Origin of the sequence: Rhizobium sp. SG741 (genome assembly GCF_012275435.1) — a bacterium.
GTDB classification, from domain to species: domain Bacteria; phylum Pseudomonadota; class Alphaproteobacteria; order Rhizobiales; family Rhizobiaceae; genus Rhizobium; species Rhizobium lusitanum.
This window is the reverse complement of the sequence record NZ_JAAZQP010000008.1, coordinates 225,375-241,121: the sequence shown is the minus strand read 5'-3', so window position 1 is coordinate 241,121 and position 15,747 is coordinate 225,375. Positions and strand designations below refer to the sequence as shown.

Annotated in this window: 8 protein-coding genes and 3 tRNA genes; 1 reads left to right on the top strand and 10 read right to left on the bottom strand. The window is 59.7% G+C overall.

Going from position 1 to position 15,747, the window contains the following annotated elements; all coding sequences use genetic code 11:
• Window positions 1–48: 48 nt before the first annotated feature.
• From FHT29_RS21375 to FHT29_RS21355, 5 genes are all read right to left on the bottom strand, one after another.
• The gene (locus tag FHT29_RS21375) at window positions 49–651 is read right to left on the bottom strand and encodes an NADH-quinone oxidoreductase subunit C (RefSeq protein ID WP_037194237.1); all 603 of its coding nucleotides are present in this window, start codon (window positions 649–651) and stop codon (window positions 49–51) included.
• Between the two features lie 18 nt (window positions 652–669).
• Window positions 670–1,251: an NADH-quinone oxidoreductase subunit B gene (locus tag FHT29_RS21370; protein WP_037194235.1), complete on the bottom strand. Its 582-nt coding sequence runs from the start codon at window positions 1,249–1,251 to the stop codon at window positions 670–672.
• Window positions 1,242–1,607 (bottom strand): NADH-quinone oxidoreductase subunit A, encoded by a 366-nt coding sequence (locus FHT29_RS21365; protein WP_034489570.1) that lies wholly within the window; start codon window positions 1,605–1,607, stop codon window positions 1,242–1,244. The genes FHT29_RS21370 and FHT29_RS21365 overlap by 10 nt, the downstream gene beginning before the upstream one ends.
• Before the next feature lie 260 nt (window positions 1,608–1,867).
• Window positions 1,868–1,944, bottom strand: a tRNA-Asp gene (locus FHT29_RS21360).
• A gap of 50 nt (window positions 1,945–1,994) precedes the next feature.
• Window positions 1,995–2,071, bottom strand: a tRNA-Asp gene (locus FHT29_RS21355).
• A 389-nt stretch (window positions 2,072–2,460) separates the two neighbouring features.
• Here FHT29_RS21355 and FHT29_RS21350 point away from each other — a divergent pair.
• Window positions 2,461–2,536: transfer RNA gene (locus FHT29_RS21350), tRNA-Val, on the top strand.
• Between the two features lie 339 nt (window positions 2,537–2,875).
• On the opposite strand, the gene FHT29_RS21345 is transcribed toward FHT29_RS21350, so the two are convergent.
• From FHT29_RS21345 to FHT29_RS21325, 5 genes are all read right to left on the bottom strand, one after another.
• Window positions 2,876–4,174, bottom strand: a complete 1,299-nt coding sequence (locus FHT29_RS21345) for a capsular biosynthesis protein (protein WP_037194233.1) — start codon at window positions 4,172–4,174, stop codon at window positions 2,876–2,878.
• Window positions 4,167–5,750: a sulfatase-like hydrolase/transferase gene (locus tag FHT29_RS21340; RefSeq protein WP_244655126.1), complete on the bottom strand. Its 1,584-nt coding sequence runs from the start codon at window positions 5,748–5,750 to the stop codon at window positions 4,167–4,169. The genes FHT29_RS21345 and FHT29_RS21340 overlap by 8 nt, the downstream gene beginning before the upstream one ends.
• A 129-nt stretch (window positions 5,751–5,879) precedes the next feature.
• Window positions 5,880–6,734: an SDR family oxidoreductase gene (locus FHT29_RS21335; RefSeq protein WP_037194223.1), complete on the bottom strand. Its 855-nt coding sequence runs from the start codon at window positions 6,732–6,734 to the stop codon at window positions 5,880–5,882.
• Window positions 6,735–6,751: 17 nt separating this feature from the next.
• Complete coding sequence (locus tag FHT29_RS21330) at window positions 6,752–8,110, bottom strand: aminotransferase class I/II-fold pyridoxal phosphate-dependent enzyme (RefSeq protein WP_080760445.1); 1,359 nt, start codon at window positions 8,108–8,110, stop codon at window positions 6,752–6,754.
• 62 nt (window positions 8,111–8,172) lie between these two features.
• Complete coding sequence (locus tag FHT29_RS21325; protein WP_168600106.1) at window positions 8,173–15,639, bottom strand: type I polyketide synthase; 7,467 nt, start codon at window positions 15,637–15,639, stop codon at window positions 8,173–8,175.
• Between the last annotated feature and the right edge of the window lie 108 nt (window positions 15,640–15,747).

Genomic DNA, 15,747 nt, shown 5'->3' with positions numbered 1-15,747 from the left:
GTCCGATATTCAGAGAATGGCAGGTTCGAGCCCGCCACACGCCTCAAATTATGCCTTCGCCTTCTCGTCGCCGGGCAGCACATAATCCGTGCCTTCCCAAGGGGACAAGAAATCGAAGTTGCGGAATTCCTGCTTCAGCTCCACAGGCTCGTAGACGACGCGCTTGGCGGCGTCGTCATAGCGAACTTCAACGAAACCGGTGGTCGGGAAATCCTTGCGCAGCGGATGGCCTTCGAAACCGTAATCGGTCAGGAGGCGGCGCAGATCCGGATGGCCGGTGAAGAGAACGCCGTACATGTCCCAGGTTTCGCGCTCGAACCAGTCGGCACCGGGATAGATGCCGCAGGCGGAGGGAACAGGCTGGTCCTCGCCGACCGGAACCTTGACGCGGATGCGCAGATTCTTCTTCGGCGACAGCAGATGATAGACGACATCGAAGCGCTCGGCGCGCTGCGGCCAGTCGACGCCGCAAATATCCGTCATGTTGACGAAGCCGCACTTGGCGTCGTCGCGCAGGAATGTCAGCAGTGCGATAACGTTTTCGGCCGTCGTCGTCACATTCAGCTCGCCATACTTGATCTCGCTCGACGAGATCAGAGCGCTGCGAACTTCCGTGAGGTAAGCGGCGAGTTCGTTCAGGGCTTCACTCATAATGCCTTGTCCCCTGCCTTACCGTTCGATCGTGCCGGTGCGCCGGATTTTCTTCTGCAGCAGAAGCACGCCGTAAAGCAGCGCCTCCGCAGTGGGAGGACAGCCCGGTATGTAAATGTCGATCGGCACGATGCGGTCGCATCCGCGAACAACCGAATAGGAATAATGATAGTAACCGCCGCCGTTGGCGCAGGAGCCCATCGAGATCACGTAACGCGGCTCAGGCATCTGGTCGTAGACCTTGCGGAGCGCCGGCGCCATCTTGTTGGTCAGCGTGCCGGCGACGATCATGACGTCGGACTGGCGCGGCGAAGCGCGCGGGGCGAAGCCGAAGCGCTCGACGTCGTAACGCGGCATGGAGACCTGCATCATCTCGACTGCACAGCAGGCCAGACCGAAGGTCATCCACATCAGCGAGCCGGTACGAGCCCAATTGATCAACTCATCGGTAGACGTGACCAGAAAACCCTTGTCGGCGAGTTCATTGTTGATCTCGCCGAAGAACGGATCATTGCTGCCGACAGGCCTGCCGGTTGCGGGATCGATAATCCCCTTCGGCTGCGGCGCAACGAGCGTCGTGTTGCTTTGGGCTACTCCCATTCCAGGGCTCCCTTTTTCCATTCATAGATAAAGCCGATGGTCAGCACCGCGAGGAACACCATCATCGACCAGAACCCGAACCAGCCGATCGCACCGAAGGATACGGCCCAGGGGAAGAGGAAGGCGACTTCCAGGTCGAATATGATGAAGAGAATCGATACCAGATAGAAGCGGATATCGAACTTCATGCGGGCGTCATCGAATGCGTTGAAGCCGCATTCATAAGCCGACAGCTTTTCCGAGTCAGGCGCCTTGAAGGCGACGGCAAACGGCGTGATCAACAACGCCAAGCCTATCACCAGGGCAATACCAATGAAAATCGCTATCGGAATATAGGAACTGAGCAGTCCAGTCATCATGTCCATCCCTGCCTGCCATGAGCGCCTGGGGGGCGCCTTTGAGCAAATGCCCAAGCCAGGCGAAAGAGCGTTGCAACAAAGCCGTGGTTAGCGCAGGCAGAGCGCGCGCGCAAGCCTTTTGAATCTGTCGTTTGGAGTACTACCGAGCGGTAGATATCAATATGTTGCGACTGCATCGCGACAAATCCGCGCAAACGCGAAAAGGGTCTTTCGCAATCGCAAAAAATTGATGATTGATTGTAATGGCTTGGAAAGAATGGCGCGAGTGACGGGGCTCGAACCCGCGACCTCCGGCGTGACAGGCCGGCACTCTAACCGACTGAGCTACACCCGCGCATCGTTTGGCCTTTCAGCCGAGCGCCAGACCCGGAACTTACCTTGAAATGGCGCGAGTGACGGGGCTCGAACCCGCGACCTCCGGCGTGACAGGCCGGCACTCTAACCAACTGAGCTACACCCGCATTCATTTCAAGTATTCCGAGCGCTTTCGCACCCATCAAAGCGGCCTCGCCGTTCGATGAGCGGCTAACTACGGGGTTCGTGTTTGGGTGTCAAGCAGGTTTGAATACAAATCGATGACAGAGCGCTAATTGTTTTGGAGAAGCTCGCCGGCAATTTTCCGTCCCGTCGATTTGGCATAGCAGCTTCCCGCCTCACGCATTTCATCAGCGCCTCACATGCACCGCTGCAATCGATCTTCCTTCCTATCGGCGCATGTGGATGACGACGGCCGAACATGCGCAAGGAGCAAAAAAATCAAAAAATCTTCACAAACACTCTTGCGGTTTTTTGCCGTTCCGCATAGATCACGGCCACCGAATGCGGCGGGCGAATGGCTCGCTCCGCTGAAGGGCGATTAGCTCAGTTGGTAGAGCGCCTCGTTTACACCGAGGATGTCGGGAGTTCGAGTCTCTCATCGCCCACCATTTTTCAGATCTATTTTTCATCAGATTATTGTGTCGGAAGCAGATCAATTGCTCTCTGGCGAAATGCTTTTCGAAGGCGCTATGGCGCGCCGCTCAATAATTGCCGGTGATGACGATCGTCAGAAGCACTACGGAAACGAGCACGAGAGCCGCTATGATCATAAGCAGCTCTTTCAGCATAAATCTTTCCATCTTACTGCCATCCATGACGTTTGCTCCCGGCAAACAGTTCTGTGTTCTCTATCCCAACGTCGAATCGCTGCGTTAAGTTTATTGCAATTCCGCATATAAGCGGCTGCCATGTCAATTTCAGGGTCGCATCGCCGATGCTTCGGGCGATCACGGTATATGGACCTTCTCTGGCTTCTGCCGCGGTGCCTTATCCATGTAGGCGCCTGGCAGGTTGACCGTTCCTGACAGCAATCTTTCGGCAATCCGTGCGGCCGCCGCCCGCGCGCCCGCCTTCGAGCAGAAATTGCCCCGCACTTGCACGCTTGCAGCAAGCAGCCTGAAGAATGCGTCGCGGAGCTCTGCCAAAGGCAGTTCCGGATCCAGCCAAAACCGATCCAAGGGCTTCTGATCAGTCAGCCCCGCCATGTCGTAGACGGCCGTGCCGAGGACCTTGACCGGCTTATCCGCCTGCAGAGCTGAAAATGCCGCCGTGGAATTGACCGTCACCATGCCTTGGCTTGCGGCGGTTAATTTTTCGAGATTTCCGCCATCGATGAAATGAACCCGGTCGGACAAACCGGACGATGCGCTGATTTGAGCGATATAGGCTTTCCAATCGACGAGCCCGTTGTCGAGCGGATGCAGCTTGACGACAAGATGCGTTTCGGGCGCCGCATTCGCGGCGAAGGACCGGAGAATCAGCCTGATGGCATCCTCTTGCCGATGGAAGGGCGAGTGCGAACGCAGTTGATAGTCCGTCTGAAGCTGCAAAGGGTAGACGAAGAATCGCCTCCCACCGCCGATCATCCGTTCAATAATGCTTTCCGCCTCGCCTGCCCTTCTGTCGCTTGAGGGAAGCCTGCGCAGCCAGCCGGCGTACTCCATCAGCGGATGGTAGAGCCCGTGCCGCCGGTAACCGGGATAGAGAAACCACAGAAAAACAGTCGGCAGATAGTAGGCGAGGTCGTAAAGCGCTTCGGCAAGGAACGACTGACTGAAGCGCCGCGCCCAGTCCGGCTCGGGCAGGTTCGCCGCCGCCTCGATGATATAGGCGGGGTCCGCCGGAAAGTGGGAATTGGAAGACAGCCCGTCACGCTCGAGTGTCACCCAATCCGGCCGTAAATATCCCATCTCCACGACGTTGATGCTGGCACCCAGCCTTTGTGCTTCTTCGATGACGACGCGATGATAAGGGCGTTCTTCACCGTGCAGAATCACATCCGTAATGCCGTGGGCTTCGATTTGGCTGTGAATATAGTCGCGCCAGCCGGTGAAATCGCCGCGGTAGCTCACGGCATGCCCCCAACGCCAGGATATCCAATCCCCGGCATTGAGATTGATGCGGATGCATCGGCTGCCTGCGGCCTGCAATATCCTGGCGATCTCAACGAATAGAGGCGAGGACGGCCCCTGAAGGAAGAGAAACACTCGCGGGGAAACGCCTCCGGGCCCCTGCCCTTCAGCCATTCTCCGGAACCTCGGTGCTAAGGCCCGCATAGCGCAGCAAGGTGCCGATGAGGTTCCAGGGCGCTTCTTCCTGCGGCGGTTTCGGCCTCTGCGTGTGCGCCCGCGCACGCCCTAGAGGAACGATGATGTAATCGGTGCGCGGATCCGGGAAAGGATCGGCAAAAGCCTTCAGCAAGGGCGCGTGATCGCCATAGAACAATAGCCAGACCGGACGATCCAGCCTGTCGAGATGATGGGCGAGATTGCCGAGCGCATGATCGGCGCGCATCAAAAGCTCGCTATAGATATCCACCGGATTGACGAGATCGCCGCATCGGCCGGGCTCCCAGGGGCCGTGATTCGCCATGGATGCCACGAAGACAAAATTCTTGGCGGTGCCATCCTCGTCGATCGCCCTGATCACGCTTTTCGTCAGCGTGAGGTCGCTGACATAGGGGCCATCGCGCTCCGGATTGTGATCGAATTCATCCAGCATCATCATCCGGTCGAAGCCGAGCTGCGGCAGTGCCTTGTGGCGCAGGAAAAAGGTCCTGTCGTAAGGGTGAATGAACTGCGTCTTCCAACCGGCCTTCTTCAGCCGTGCGGGCCAGACGACGTCCTTGTAGTGGCTGGCGCGCAGATAGGGATAGCTCGCATCGATATGGACGTTTTCGGGCAGCAGCCCGCTCAGCATCGCAAATTCGGTGCGCAGCGTGTACCCCCCCTCGAAGACGCTGGTCATCCGGCCCCATTGAGCCGCCTGAGCGCGCAGCCGGTCAAGATTGGGAAGCTTGACGCTTTCGACGCCGAAATGCCTTAGGTCGATGAAGGATTCGGATTGCCATATGACGACGAGCGGTTCGTCGTCGCCATGCTCCCACAGCTCCTGCAGCGCTGAAATGAAGCGCTCCGACAGCTGCGTGACGATCGCCTCGCGTCTGACGCCGACCCAGATGACGAAATGAAAGACGACCGAAGCGAAGGTGCCGAATCGCACCGTATCCATCTTGACGTCGACCTTGCCGAGAAACCTCTGCGTGAAATGGCAAACCGGCTCGCTGATGATCCTGCTGAACAGGGCAAGCCATGGCGAAAAGGCGACGGCCAACATCAGGAGAATCCAAAGAACACCGTTCTCGGCCGGCAGGACAGACGGTTCCCAATACATATAGAGACCGCTGAGGCCGAAGACGTAGCCGAAGGCGATTACCCAGAAGAAGATATTCAGCGACGTCGCGTAGAAAATCTCCTTGTATTTGAAGACGTCGACCACAAGCGCGATGTCTGAAAAGACCAAGGGTTCCCGGATGAACTCGAACTTTGCCCGCGAAATCCCGGTGAAGATGACAAAGAAGCTGATGACCGCCTGGGTGCTGTAGATCGGACGCCAGGAAATCGCAAAGAAGGCGGCATAAATCAGCACGATAACGGGAATTCTGGCCGCCCAATCGTAAATCAGGCGTTGCCAGCTTCTCTCGGTGCGATTCTGCGCATTGATGGCCGCCGGCATTGCGAGGCTATCGGTAAGAAACACCACGACGCAGGAAAACGCGAAGCCGGCAAGAGTCAAAAGAATTGGAAAATCATGAAGTTTCAAGACTATGTCATCCAAATGCCCGCTGTCTGCAGCAGCGTTTTTCAACCCGTGAAGCGCGGGCGCCGATTCCCTCGCTCACTTTTTTCCGGCCATGTGTGCCGATAGCACAACGCTGACGATTATTTCGTATTACTTACCATGATCAAAACCTCTGTCGGTCACGTCGGCAAGGCTTTCCGTTGCTTCTTGCCCAATTATTTTTCTCGTTTTCCGCGAAATAAACCACATCAGCGGCGGCTTAATCAGCGGCCCGAAATAAGCAAGCGCCGCCAGCGAAAAACCGAAATGGATTTTCGCCTTGCCCTGTTCCAGTCCGCGAACGATTCTCGCGGCCACCGCCTCCGCGCTCCACGGCTTGACAGAGCCCATGAGGATTTTCGCTTCGGCGGGTCGCATGGAGATTTCCCGCCGATATTGCGGTGTCAGCGTATCGGGCGGGAAGCAGATGGATATGCGGACGCCAAAAGCCTCGGCTTCGGCGCTCAAGGCTTCGGCAAAGCCGACCAGCGCCGACTTGGAAGCGCAGTAGGCCGTGTAGCCGAAAATGCCGACCAACGCAGCGCCGGAGGAAATCATCATGATCCTGCCGCTGCGGCGGGCCTTCATGCCCCTATAGACCGAGCGCACCGCATTTGCGGTTCCGAGGAAATTGATGGAAATCTGCTCTTCGAAGATGGAGGCCGACATCGCGTCGAAAGCGCGCGGTTCGACAATGCCGGCGGAGGCGATCAGAATATCGCAGGGGCCGAACGACGCTTCGCAGATCTCTATTGCAGCCGTGGTCTGATCAGCGGAAGCCACATCGACGGAGGCTATTTGAACACGGGCACTGTCGATGCCGGAAAGCGATATGATCTCCGCCCGCGCCTGCTCAAGCCGCCCAGGATGGCGTGCGAGAAGCGATACTCGATCGCCTCTGGTCGCATAGAGTTTCGCTATCGCCAGACCGATTCCGCTTGAGCCTCCGGTGACGATAACATGCATGCAATGATCGTCCTAAGTTATGGCCTGCCTGCGGCTTGGCTCGTCGGCAGCAACTGCATCATCTTGTCCATGTCGAGCGAGGCCAGACCGAAATTCCTGTCCTGCAAATCCTTGAGTTTCCTCGCGGTAAGCGCAACTGCACGGCGGATTTGCTCCTCGGTGTGGTTACAGGTGATGAAGAAGCGCAGCCGCGCCATTCCCTCCGGCACGGCCGGATGGATGATGGGCAGCACGTTGATGCCCTCCGCCAGCAGATCGTTCGAGAGCTGGGCAGCACGAAGCGAATCGCCGACAATGACCGGCACGACCGAGTAACCGAGGCTCAGGCCGGTATCGAGGCCCGCCGCTTTCGCGCATTCGAGAAAAAGGTGGCCATTGCGCCTGAGCCGCTCGGTTCGCTCAGGCTCCGCCTGCAGGATATCGAGGCTGGCGATGGCGGCGGCGGCGAGAACCGGCGAGAGACCGACGCTGTAGACGAAGCCCCCCGCCTCCGCCTTCAGGATATCGGCAAGCGCGCTGCTGCCTGCAATATAGCCGCCGCAGCTCGACGTCGTCTTCGACAGCGTGCCCATCCAGATGTCGACATCACGCGGATCGAGCCCGAAATGCTCGAAGGTGCCGCGACCCGTCTTGCCGAGGATGCCGAGCGCATGCGCCTCGTCCACCATCAGCCAGAAACCGTAGCGCGCCTTCAACTCCAGCAGAGCCGGCAGGTCGGCGACATCGCCATCCATCGAATACACGCCCTCGACGATGACGAGGATACGACGGAAGTCGGACGAGAGCGTCTTCAGAATGCCCTCGAGATTCTCGACGTCGTTATGCTTGAAAAGCCGGCGCACGGCACCAGAGAGCTTGATGCCAGCCAACGCGCTGTTGTGAATGAATTCATCGTGGATGACCAGATCCTGCGGTCCCATCAGACAACCGATCGTCGCGACATTGGTCAGGTAGCCGCTGACGAAACAAACCGCGGCATCGACGCCGTAGAGACGGGAAAGCCGCTGTTCCAGCTCCACATGCCCCGGCCGCTCACCGGCAACGAGGCGGCTGGCGGACGCGGAGATTCCAAAACGATCGATGGCCTGCTTGGCGCTCGTCGCGACCTGCGGGTCGGTATTGGTCGCCAGATAATCGTAGGAGGCGAAGTTGATGAACTCACGCCCGCCGATGCGGGTCGTCGCACCGGCTGCGCCGTCGTGGGAGCGATAAAAAGGATTGCCGACACCCAACATCGCGACCGCCATGCGCTGCGTCTCGACGCGCTTGTATTCCGGCAGATCCTCGAAGCGCGCCGCCTGACGATGCTGTGGCTGCGATTGCCTATTCAAGCGTTCGGCCCGATTGCGCCCCGAAGACTCACCGACGCGACGCATCTGTTCCAGCAGGTTGCTTTTCGTCTGTTCCACCGCTCTGTCGCCATCGGCATCTTGCGTCGTCACTGGGCGACTCTCTTTTCCTGCTCCCCGGCATGGCTGCGCGCCAAACGTTCGACCACCTGGTCTTCGTTCACCGCGGAGCCCTCCGTCTCGTCGCTGCCGCGATTCATGACACGGTCACGCAAACGGCTGACCACATCGCTGACGGTCGTGCCTTCGCCTACGCCACTCAGGGGAATGTCGAAGCCGGTCTTCTGCTGAAAGCTCATGCCGAGCTCCATGGCCATCAGGCTATCGAGGCCGATATCCTTCAGGACCTTGTCGGGAGTCACGGTATCCTCGGTCACACGCAGGATCGCGGCAATCTCAAAGGCAACGAGCGCATGAAGAGCGGCCTGCGCCTCCTCTTCCGACTTGCCCTTGATCAACTCCCTGAGATCAATGGCGTCGCCTTCGTTCAATGATTGATGGCTGCCGGTATGGCGCATCAGCGGCTCAAACAGCGACCGGCCGGCAATCGGCAGCAGGCGGGCGGCGTTCCAGTCGATTTCGGCGATCATGACGGCTGCGGCATTGACCGTGCCGGTATCGGCCAGTATGTAGCGCTCGACCTGCTCCAAGGCGTCGCGGGCCTTCAGAGCGGCCTTGCCGATGCGCTTCGCTAGCAGTTCGTTGACCTCGCCGTTGCGGGCAAGGAACCCCTTGTCGGCGATAGCACCGAAACCAACGGCGAGCGCAGACCTGCCTGCCGCGCGGCGCGCTCGCGCCAGCCCCTCCAGATAGCCGTTCGCCATCACATAGTTCGCCTGCCCGGGATTGCCGAGCATGGTCGTCGCCGACGAGAACAGCAGGAAGAGTTCCAGCTTGTCCTTCTGCGTCAACCGGTCGAGGATTTCGGAGCCGCGTATCTTGACCTCTACGACCGGGCGATTGCGCTCCGGCGTCAGGTTGGCAAGAAGCGCATCGTCGAGGACCATGGCGGCATGAATGATGCCCTTCAACACACCTTCGGTACGAAGCGAGACCAGCAACGCTTCGACAGCGGCTTCATCGGTGATATCGCAGGCGTGCAGCGTCGTCGTTGCGCCATGCTTTGCCCACTCGCCTATTGCCTTCTTCGTCTCGGGATCGGCTTCGCCCCGGCGTGAGCACAAAGCGATGCGGCGCGCACCCTTGGAGACAAGCCAATCGGCGGCGGCAAGTCCAAAACCGCCGATGCCGCCGACAACCAGGAAGATGCCTTCGGAATCGAAACGCAAGACCTTTGCCGGCGCTGGCAGGACGCTATCGATACCGATGACGGGCGGCCGCACGACGATCTTGCCGATGTGGCCGGCATTCTGCATCAGCCGGAACGCGTTGCCGATTTCATCATAACCGAAGGCGCGGTAAGGCAGCGGCGTCAGTTTTTCTTCTGCAAAGAGCTGACCGATTTCAGCGAAGATCCGCCGCGTCAGGTCAGGCACATTGACCAGCAACTGATCGGCATCAATGCCGAAATAGCTGACATTGCGCCGGAACGGGCGCAGGCCGATCTTGCGGTCGGAATAGTAGTCGCGCTTGCCCAGCTCCAGGAAACGCCCGAAGGGTTTGACCAGTTCGATGCTGCGCTCCATCGCCTCAGCGAAAAGCGAATTGAGAACGAGATCGACGCCTTCGCCGCGCGTGAACTGACGGACGCCCGCGACGAAATCCAGAGAGCGCGAATCGAGCACATGATCGGCACCGAGCATTTCGAGGAAGCGACGCTTCTCGACCGTGCCGGCGGTTGCGATCACCTTGGCGCCCTTGAGCTTGGCTATCTGGAGCGCGGCAAGACCGACGCCGCCGGCGGCTCCATGGATCAGGATGGTTTCGCCCGATTGAATGCGTCCCAGTTCGACCATCGCGTAGTAGGCCGTCAGGAAGGCGACCGGTACCGTCGCGGCAGCAATGGTTTCCATCTTCTCCGGCAGCCTGGTCACGCCATCGCGGCGGACATGCACATGGGTCGAAAACGCCGCAGGGCCGATGCCCATGACCTTGTCGCCCGGCTGCAGATCGTCGATCGCATCTCCCACCGCCAGAATTCGCCCCGCGAACTCCATGCCGATCGTGGCACCGGCAAAGCCGTCCTCCAATGCCTCTTCCGGCAGAAGGCCCATCGCCCACATGACATCGCGGAAATTGAGGCCGGTGGCCTCAACGGCAACAACGACTTCCCCCGCCTCCGGCACAGGAAGGTTTGTTTCCTCCCAGGCCAGGCTATCCAGACGACCGCTTACATGCTGCCGGATCGTCGCGGCGGCAATGTTGTGGCGGTTCGTTTCGACGGCGGCGAAGGGACCAGCAGCGGCCCTGATTTCCCGGATTTCTCCCGTGGAGCCATCCAGAATCCACTCTCTGTTATCCGTCTCCGCGGCCAGAAGCATCTCGACGGAAGAAATCGTCCGCCTGTCATTCGCATCGGCGTCCAACAGATGCACGTCGAAGCCGTCATACTCGTTCTGGAGAACGCGTGCGAAGGCCCATAGGCCGGCATTGGCAACATCGATGGACGCGCTGGCGAGCGGCGAGCCGCCTGGTGCGACAATGACCAGCCGCGGCCTTCCGCCATCGCCATGTCGCGACAAAGCGTTTGCCAATTCGGTGAATATCGAAAGACGAGCCAGCGACAGCTCGGCTGGATCACGATCGCGCTTTCCATCCGCCAGATAGACGACCCGACGCGGTTCGCGGTCGAGTGTTTCCAGCGCTCCGACAATATCTACGGGTGACGTGCCGACATCGATGACGATCGTTCGCTTGTCGAGCCTACCCATGCCCTTCTTGCCCTGTTCGGACAAAATCAGCATCGGGCTCGCGGCATCTGCTTGTCCATTTGCTTCCAACTGACGCTCCGCGGCAGCGGTCACAGCAATCAACGCGCCGTCCGGAAAGGCCAGTTCGTGAACATGCGTCTTGGTAAAGCCCAGGGTGGCCAGAAGATTCTCGACCTGCTGCGGCGTGCCGAGCCGCCCGACAGGGAATTCCGGCGACTGGCTGTCCGCGAACCAGCCTTCCGACAGACCAAGGACGAAATCGTTGAAGGCGCTCGGTGCGCGATCGGCCAGCAGCAACTGCCCGCCATAGGCCGCGGTCCTCCGGGCGATCGCCCTGACGCCGTCGTCGTGCCGCAGAAGATGCTGGGCCTGATCACCAGACGCAACGACGATGTCGGCGACCGTTCGATCCGCCAATTTGGCCGGTTCGGTCACGATCACATGCGGATCGCGCTCGAACGCGATTTCCAGCGCGCGACGCATCTGCTCGCGCGGTTCGGCAATGATCAGGCAGGCACTTGCCGCCGCCGCGATCGCAGCCAATCTGCGGCTGAAAGCCGGTGATACCGAGCCTATTTCGAGAATATGCCCGATGGTTTCCGGATTGGCCTCGATGGACGACGTCAACGCTGCCGCTAGTATCGAGAGCCGTCTTTCGCTCAAGGGAGATTGAACGAGCACATGCTCCAGCGTCGCTGCACTCGGCGCATTTATCCCCGATGCCGAGGATTCGTGCCCCAAGACATGCGGGCGCATGGCCGCCAGACGGTCAAGCGTCTCGCGATAGGCATTGTTGACGAGAACGGTTTCGGCCACGCGGCCAGCGTCCTCGCGATAAATCTCCTGCAGAAGCTCGGCCACCGGCGGCAATGTCGGTTCCCGCGGAATATCCCAATCGCCACCCTTTGCCGAGGCTATGCCGGCATCCTCGAGAATATAGAGGCAGTTTACGAGGAAGGATCTGAACTCGGGCTCGCCGGGCAGACTGGAATACGAGACGACGCCACTCCTGTCGGCAACCGCCAGGGCGATCTCGTGGCAGGCACGATAGATCGCGGCGTCGAGAAGAAGGGTCGCATTGTTGAGCGAATGGTCCCGATCGGCGCCAGGCACAGGCAAACTATCAGGCAGTACCGTTCCCGAACTTTCGCGGCGGGCAAAGACGGTCGAAGGAATGCTCTCATAATGAAATGCGACGGAATCAAGCGTCGCGCGGCGGCGCAGATGTGTGCGGCGGAAACGGCAATCGTCAAGAATGACAATCTGCTCGCCGCCCGCATCGAACAGGCGGAAACGGGCCTTTATCGAATTCGCGCTGAACCGATCGATCTCGATCGTCGCTTTGACGATCGGCCGTCCCTTGCCGAAAACCCTGATCGCGCCGAAGCGAACCGGAATATAGGGCGCACCGGCTTCGTCTCCGGAGAGCTGATCGAACAGCGCCACAAGCCCGTGGAACGCGGCGTCGACCGACATGGGATTGAGATTATATGCCCCGAACGGATGCGAGGGTGCTGCCGCCGGCTTGAGTTCCACCTCGATAACATCGCGGCCGAACGCAACAGCCTTCGACAGAAGCTGGAAGTGCGGGCCGTAGTGCAGGCCGAAACGCTCGGCCGTTTGGTAGGTCATGTCGGCGGTCAGAACGAGTTTACGCTCCTTGGCCCGTCTTTCGACATGGCCGCCGAGGTCCTCACCCCCAAGCGGCTTGCGGCAGCGCGCGACGGCGTGAACGGTCCAGTCGTCATTGCTCAGACGCTCACGCGACCGGATCTCGATGTCCCCGGTCTCGGGCGACAGGATCGTCGACAGCTCCACCATGCGATCCGGGCGCAGTTCAAGCGGCCGGACGATCTCGAGATTGCCGATCTCGACCTCGTCTGTCCCGAAATATCGCTGTGCGGCCGTAACGGCAATCTCGATGAAACCGCTCCCAGGCATGATCGCCTTGCCGTCGACGACGTGCTCCGCAAGGTCGGCGAAAAGATGTGCGTCGAGATGGTTCTTCCAGTTCGAGCCGTTGATATCAGTCCGCCAGCCGAGCAGAGTGTATGGGCTTTTGCGATCGCGGCCGAAAATATCGATCTCGTCGCTTGTCGGCTGGGTGCGCAGCTCCATCGGTTCGAACGGCAACGGCGGCAACTTGACGAAAGCATTGCGCGTGGCGCTGCCTCGCGCACGCAACGCCGGCGCGCCGTTGGCGACCGCGCGGGCGAATGATTGCGAAACCGGATCGTGACCGGCAAGATGCCCCTCGCGCAGCAGCGTCGGTATCGCGACAACTTGAACCGATGCCTGCTTTGCGATCTCCGCTACATAATTGGAAAGGATCGGGCGCGGCGAAATTTCAACGAAGAGATTACATCCCATCGCCATGGCGGCCTGACAGCCAGCCTTGAAGAGCACCGGATCGCGAACATTGCGCCACCAATATTGCGTATCCAGCAACCGTCCATCGCTGAGTTCGCCCGTCACGGTCGAAATGAAGGTCCCTGTGCCGCTATCCGGCGCCACATCGGGCAGATCCGCGAGGAAGGCATCCTTGGCGCGATCGATGATCGGATGATGAAAAGGATAGTTGATGTCGAGGATGTGCGCCACGATCTGAGATTTGCGCGCAGCATCCCTGAATGCCTCGATCTCGCTGACCGGGCCGGAAATCGTTACCGAATTCGGTGCATTGATCGCTGCGACACAGATATTGTCGAGGCCATGCGATCTTGCGAAAGCAAGCGCTGCCTCCTCGTTGAGGACCACGGCCGCCATCTTGCCTTCGCCGGCGAGAAGATCCTGATGCAGCGAACGCTTGGCGACAATGGCGACCGCTTCGGCGGCTGTCAGTGCCTTGGCGGCGTAGGCGGCGGCGATTTCGCCGACGGAGTGACCGAAGACGGCATCAGGCTTGACGCCCATGGCCCACAGGCAATCCGAAAGGGAAGCCTGGACCGCAAACAATAGAGGTTGCGCAATCTTGGTATCGGCCAGACGCGAGGCAAGATCCGGGGCGACCAGAAGATCCGTCAGCTTCTCGCCCAGATAATATTCAAAAAGTGCGCTGAATGACTGAAAACACTGCCGGAAATGACGATTTTCCTCATAGGCGCCGACGCCCATGCCTGCCCATTGGGAGCCGTTGCCGGAAAAGACAAAGGCGATCTTGGCGGGTTGTCCCGGGGCTTCACCGGCCTCGCCGACGGAGCTCTTGCCGGTGAGGTGTGCCTCGATCGCCGCCAGCACCGCAGCGCTGTCCTTGGCACGCGCCGCGAAGCGATGGCGCATCGGTTCGCGATTGGCTGCAGCCGAAGCGACGATCTGGCGAGCCTCCTTGGGCTCGGCATGTTCGAGGCGCGTCCTGTAGTCCTCGAGCAATTTCGAAAGCGCCGAGGCCGTGTGGGCGCTTGCCGCGAAAACCATTCCGTCACCGCGGATTTGCGGTTCGGGCGGCGCAACCGGATCGGGGTCGCTGATGACGACATGTGCGTTGGTGCCGCCGAACCCGAAAGAGTTGACGCCGGCAAAGCGCGCCTGCTTCGCCGGAAGAAGCTCGATAGCTGAGGTGTTGACCCGAACGTTCAGTCCGTCGAAATCGATGTTTTCGTTGGGTTGGTCGAAATGCAGCGACGCCGGCAGGAAGTTGTTCTCCAGCGCGATCATCGCTTTCAGAAGGCCGAAAAGACCCGATGCGGGCTCGGTATGCCCGATATTGGACTTGATCGACCCGACCGGCACCGGAGCCCGGCGATTGCGACCGATAACTTCGCCGATCGCCCAGATCTCGGCGGGATCGCCGACCTTCGTTCCCGTTCCGTGACCCTCGACGAAGGCAATGCGATTGACGTCGATATTGTGCCCTTCGTAGATCGAACGCAGCAAAGCGGCCTGCGCCTCGCGCGACGGCATCGAGATGCCGTTGGTGCGGCCCGAGGAATTGACCCCGACCGCGTGGATTCTGGCGTGGCTGCAATCCTTCTCGCGCAAGGCGACGTCGGTCCGGCGCAGCACGATCGCCGCGCCACCTTCGGCACGAACGTAGCCGCGGCCGTTGTCGTCATAGGCGCGGCAAAGGCCTTCCGGCGACAGCATGCGCGCCTGCGCAAAGCCCACGAAAGACATGGGGTGGAGCAGAACATTGATGCCGCCGACGATCGCGGTGTCGATTTCACCGCATTCCAACGCTCGTACCGCCTGATCCAGCGCAACCAGCGATGACGAACAGGCCGTATCGATCGTCATGCTCGGCCCGCGCAGACCGAATATATGCGAGATGCGATTGGAAACGATGGAAAGCGTGTTGCCCGTCATAAAATACGGGCCACCCGATGCAGGGTCCTCGAGGGTCAGATTGCCATGCTCGAGAGAGGATGCGCCGACGTAGACGCCAACCCGCTGGCCTTCAAAGCCGTCGATCGGCAAGTTCGCATCTTCCAAGGCGCGCCAGACGACATTGAGCAGGATGCGCTGCTGCGGATCCATCTGCATCGCTTCGCGTTGCGAAAGGCCGAAAACCGCAGGATCGAAGGCGAATATATTCTCGATGACGCCGGCGGCGTAGCTATAGGTCTTTCCCGGAACGCCTATGGCCGGATGCCAAAAGCGCGCAAGGTCCCAGCGCTCTTCAGGTATGCGGCCTACAGTGCAACGCCCTTCCTTGAGGACGAGCTGAAGCTCTTCGATCGAACCCGCCCCAGGGGCAACGCTTGCGCGTCCGATAATTTCAACCGTCATGATCTCTCAGCAATATTTTACAAAGCGCGTCGTACCGAACTATTCAATTTCATTATCAACTGTTCACACCACAATTATCTGTGGTTGTCACCGACAAAAATCCGGGTG

Coding starts and splice junctions, on each gene's coding strand:
- FHT29_RS21330 (WP_080760445.1), bottom strand. CDS start 8,110: ATGCGTCGCGTCGGTGAGTCTTCGGGGCGCAATCGGGCCGAACGCTTG.
- FHT29_RS21335 (WP_037194223.1), bottom strand. CDS start 6,734: ATGCATGTTATCGTCACCGGAGGCTCAAGCGGAATCGGTCTGGCGATA.
- FHT29_RS21345 (WP_037194233.1), bottom strand. CDS start 4,174: ATGGCTGAAGGGCAGGGGCCCGGAGGCGTTTCCCCGCGAGTGTTTCTC.
- FHT29_RS21370 (WP_037194235.1), bottom strand. CDS start 1,251: ATGGGAGTAGCCCAAAGCAACACGACGCTCGTTGCGCCGCAGCCGAAG.
- FHT29_RS21365 (WP_034489570.1), bottom strand. CDS start 1,607: ATGACTGGACTGCTCAGTTCCTATATTCCGATAGCGATTTTCATTGGT.
- FHT29_RS21325 (WP_168600106.1), bottom strand. CDS start 15,639: ATGACGGTTGAAATTATCGGACGCGCAAGCGTTGCCCCTGGGGCGGGT.
- FHT29_RS21375 (WP_037194237.1), bottom strand. CDS start 651: ATGAGTGAAGCCCTGAACGAACTCGCCGCTTACCTCACGGAAGTTCGC.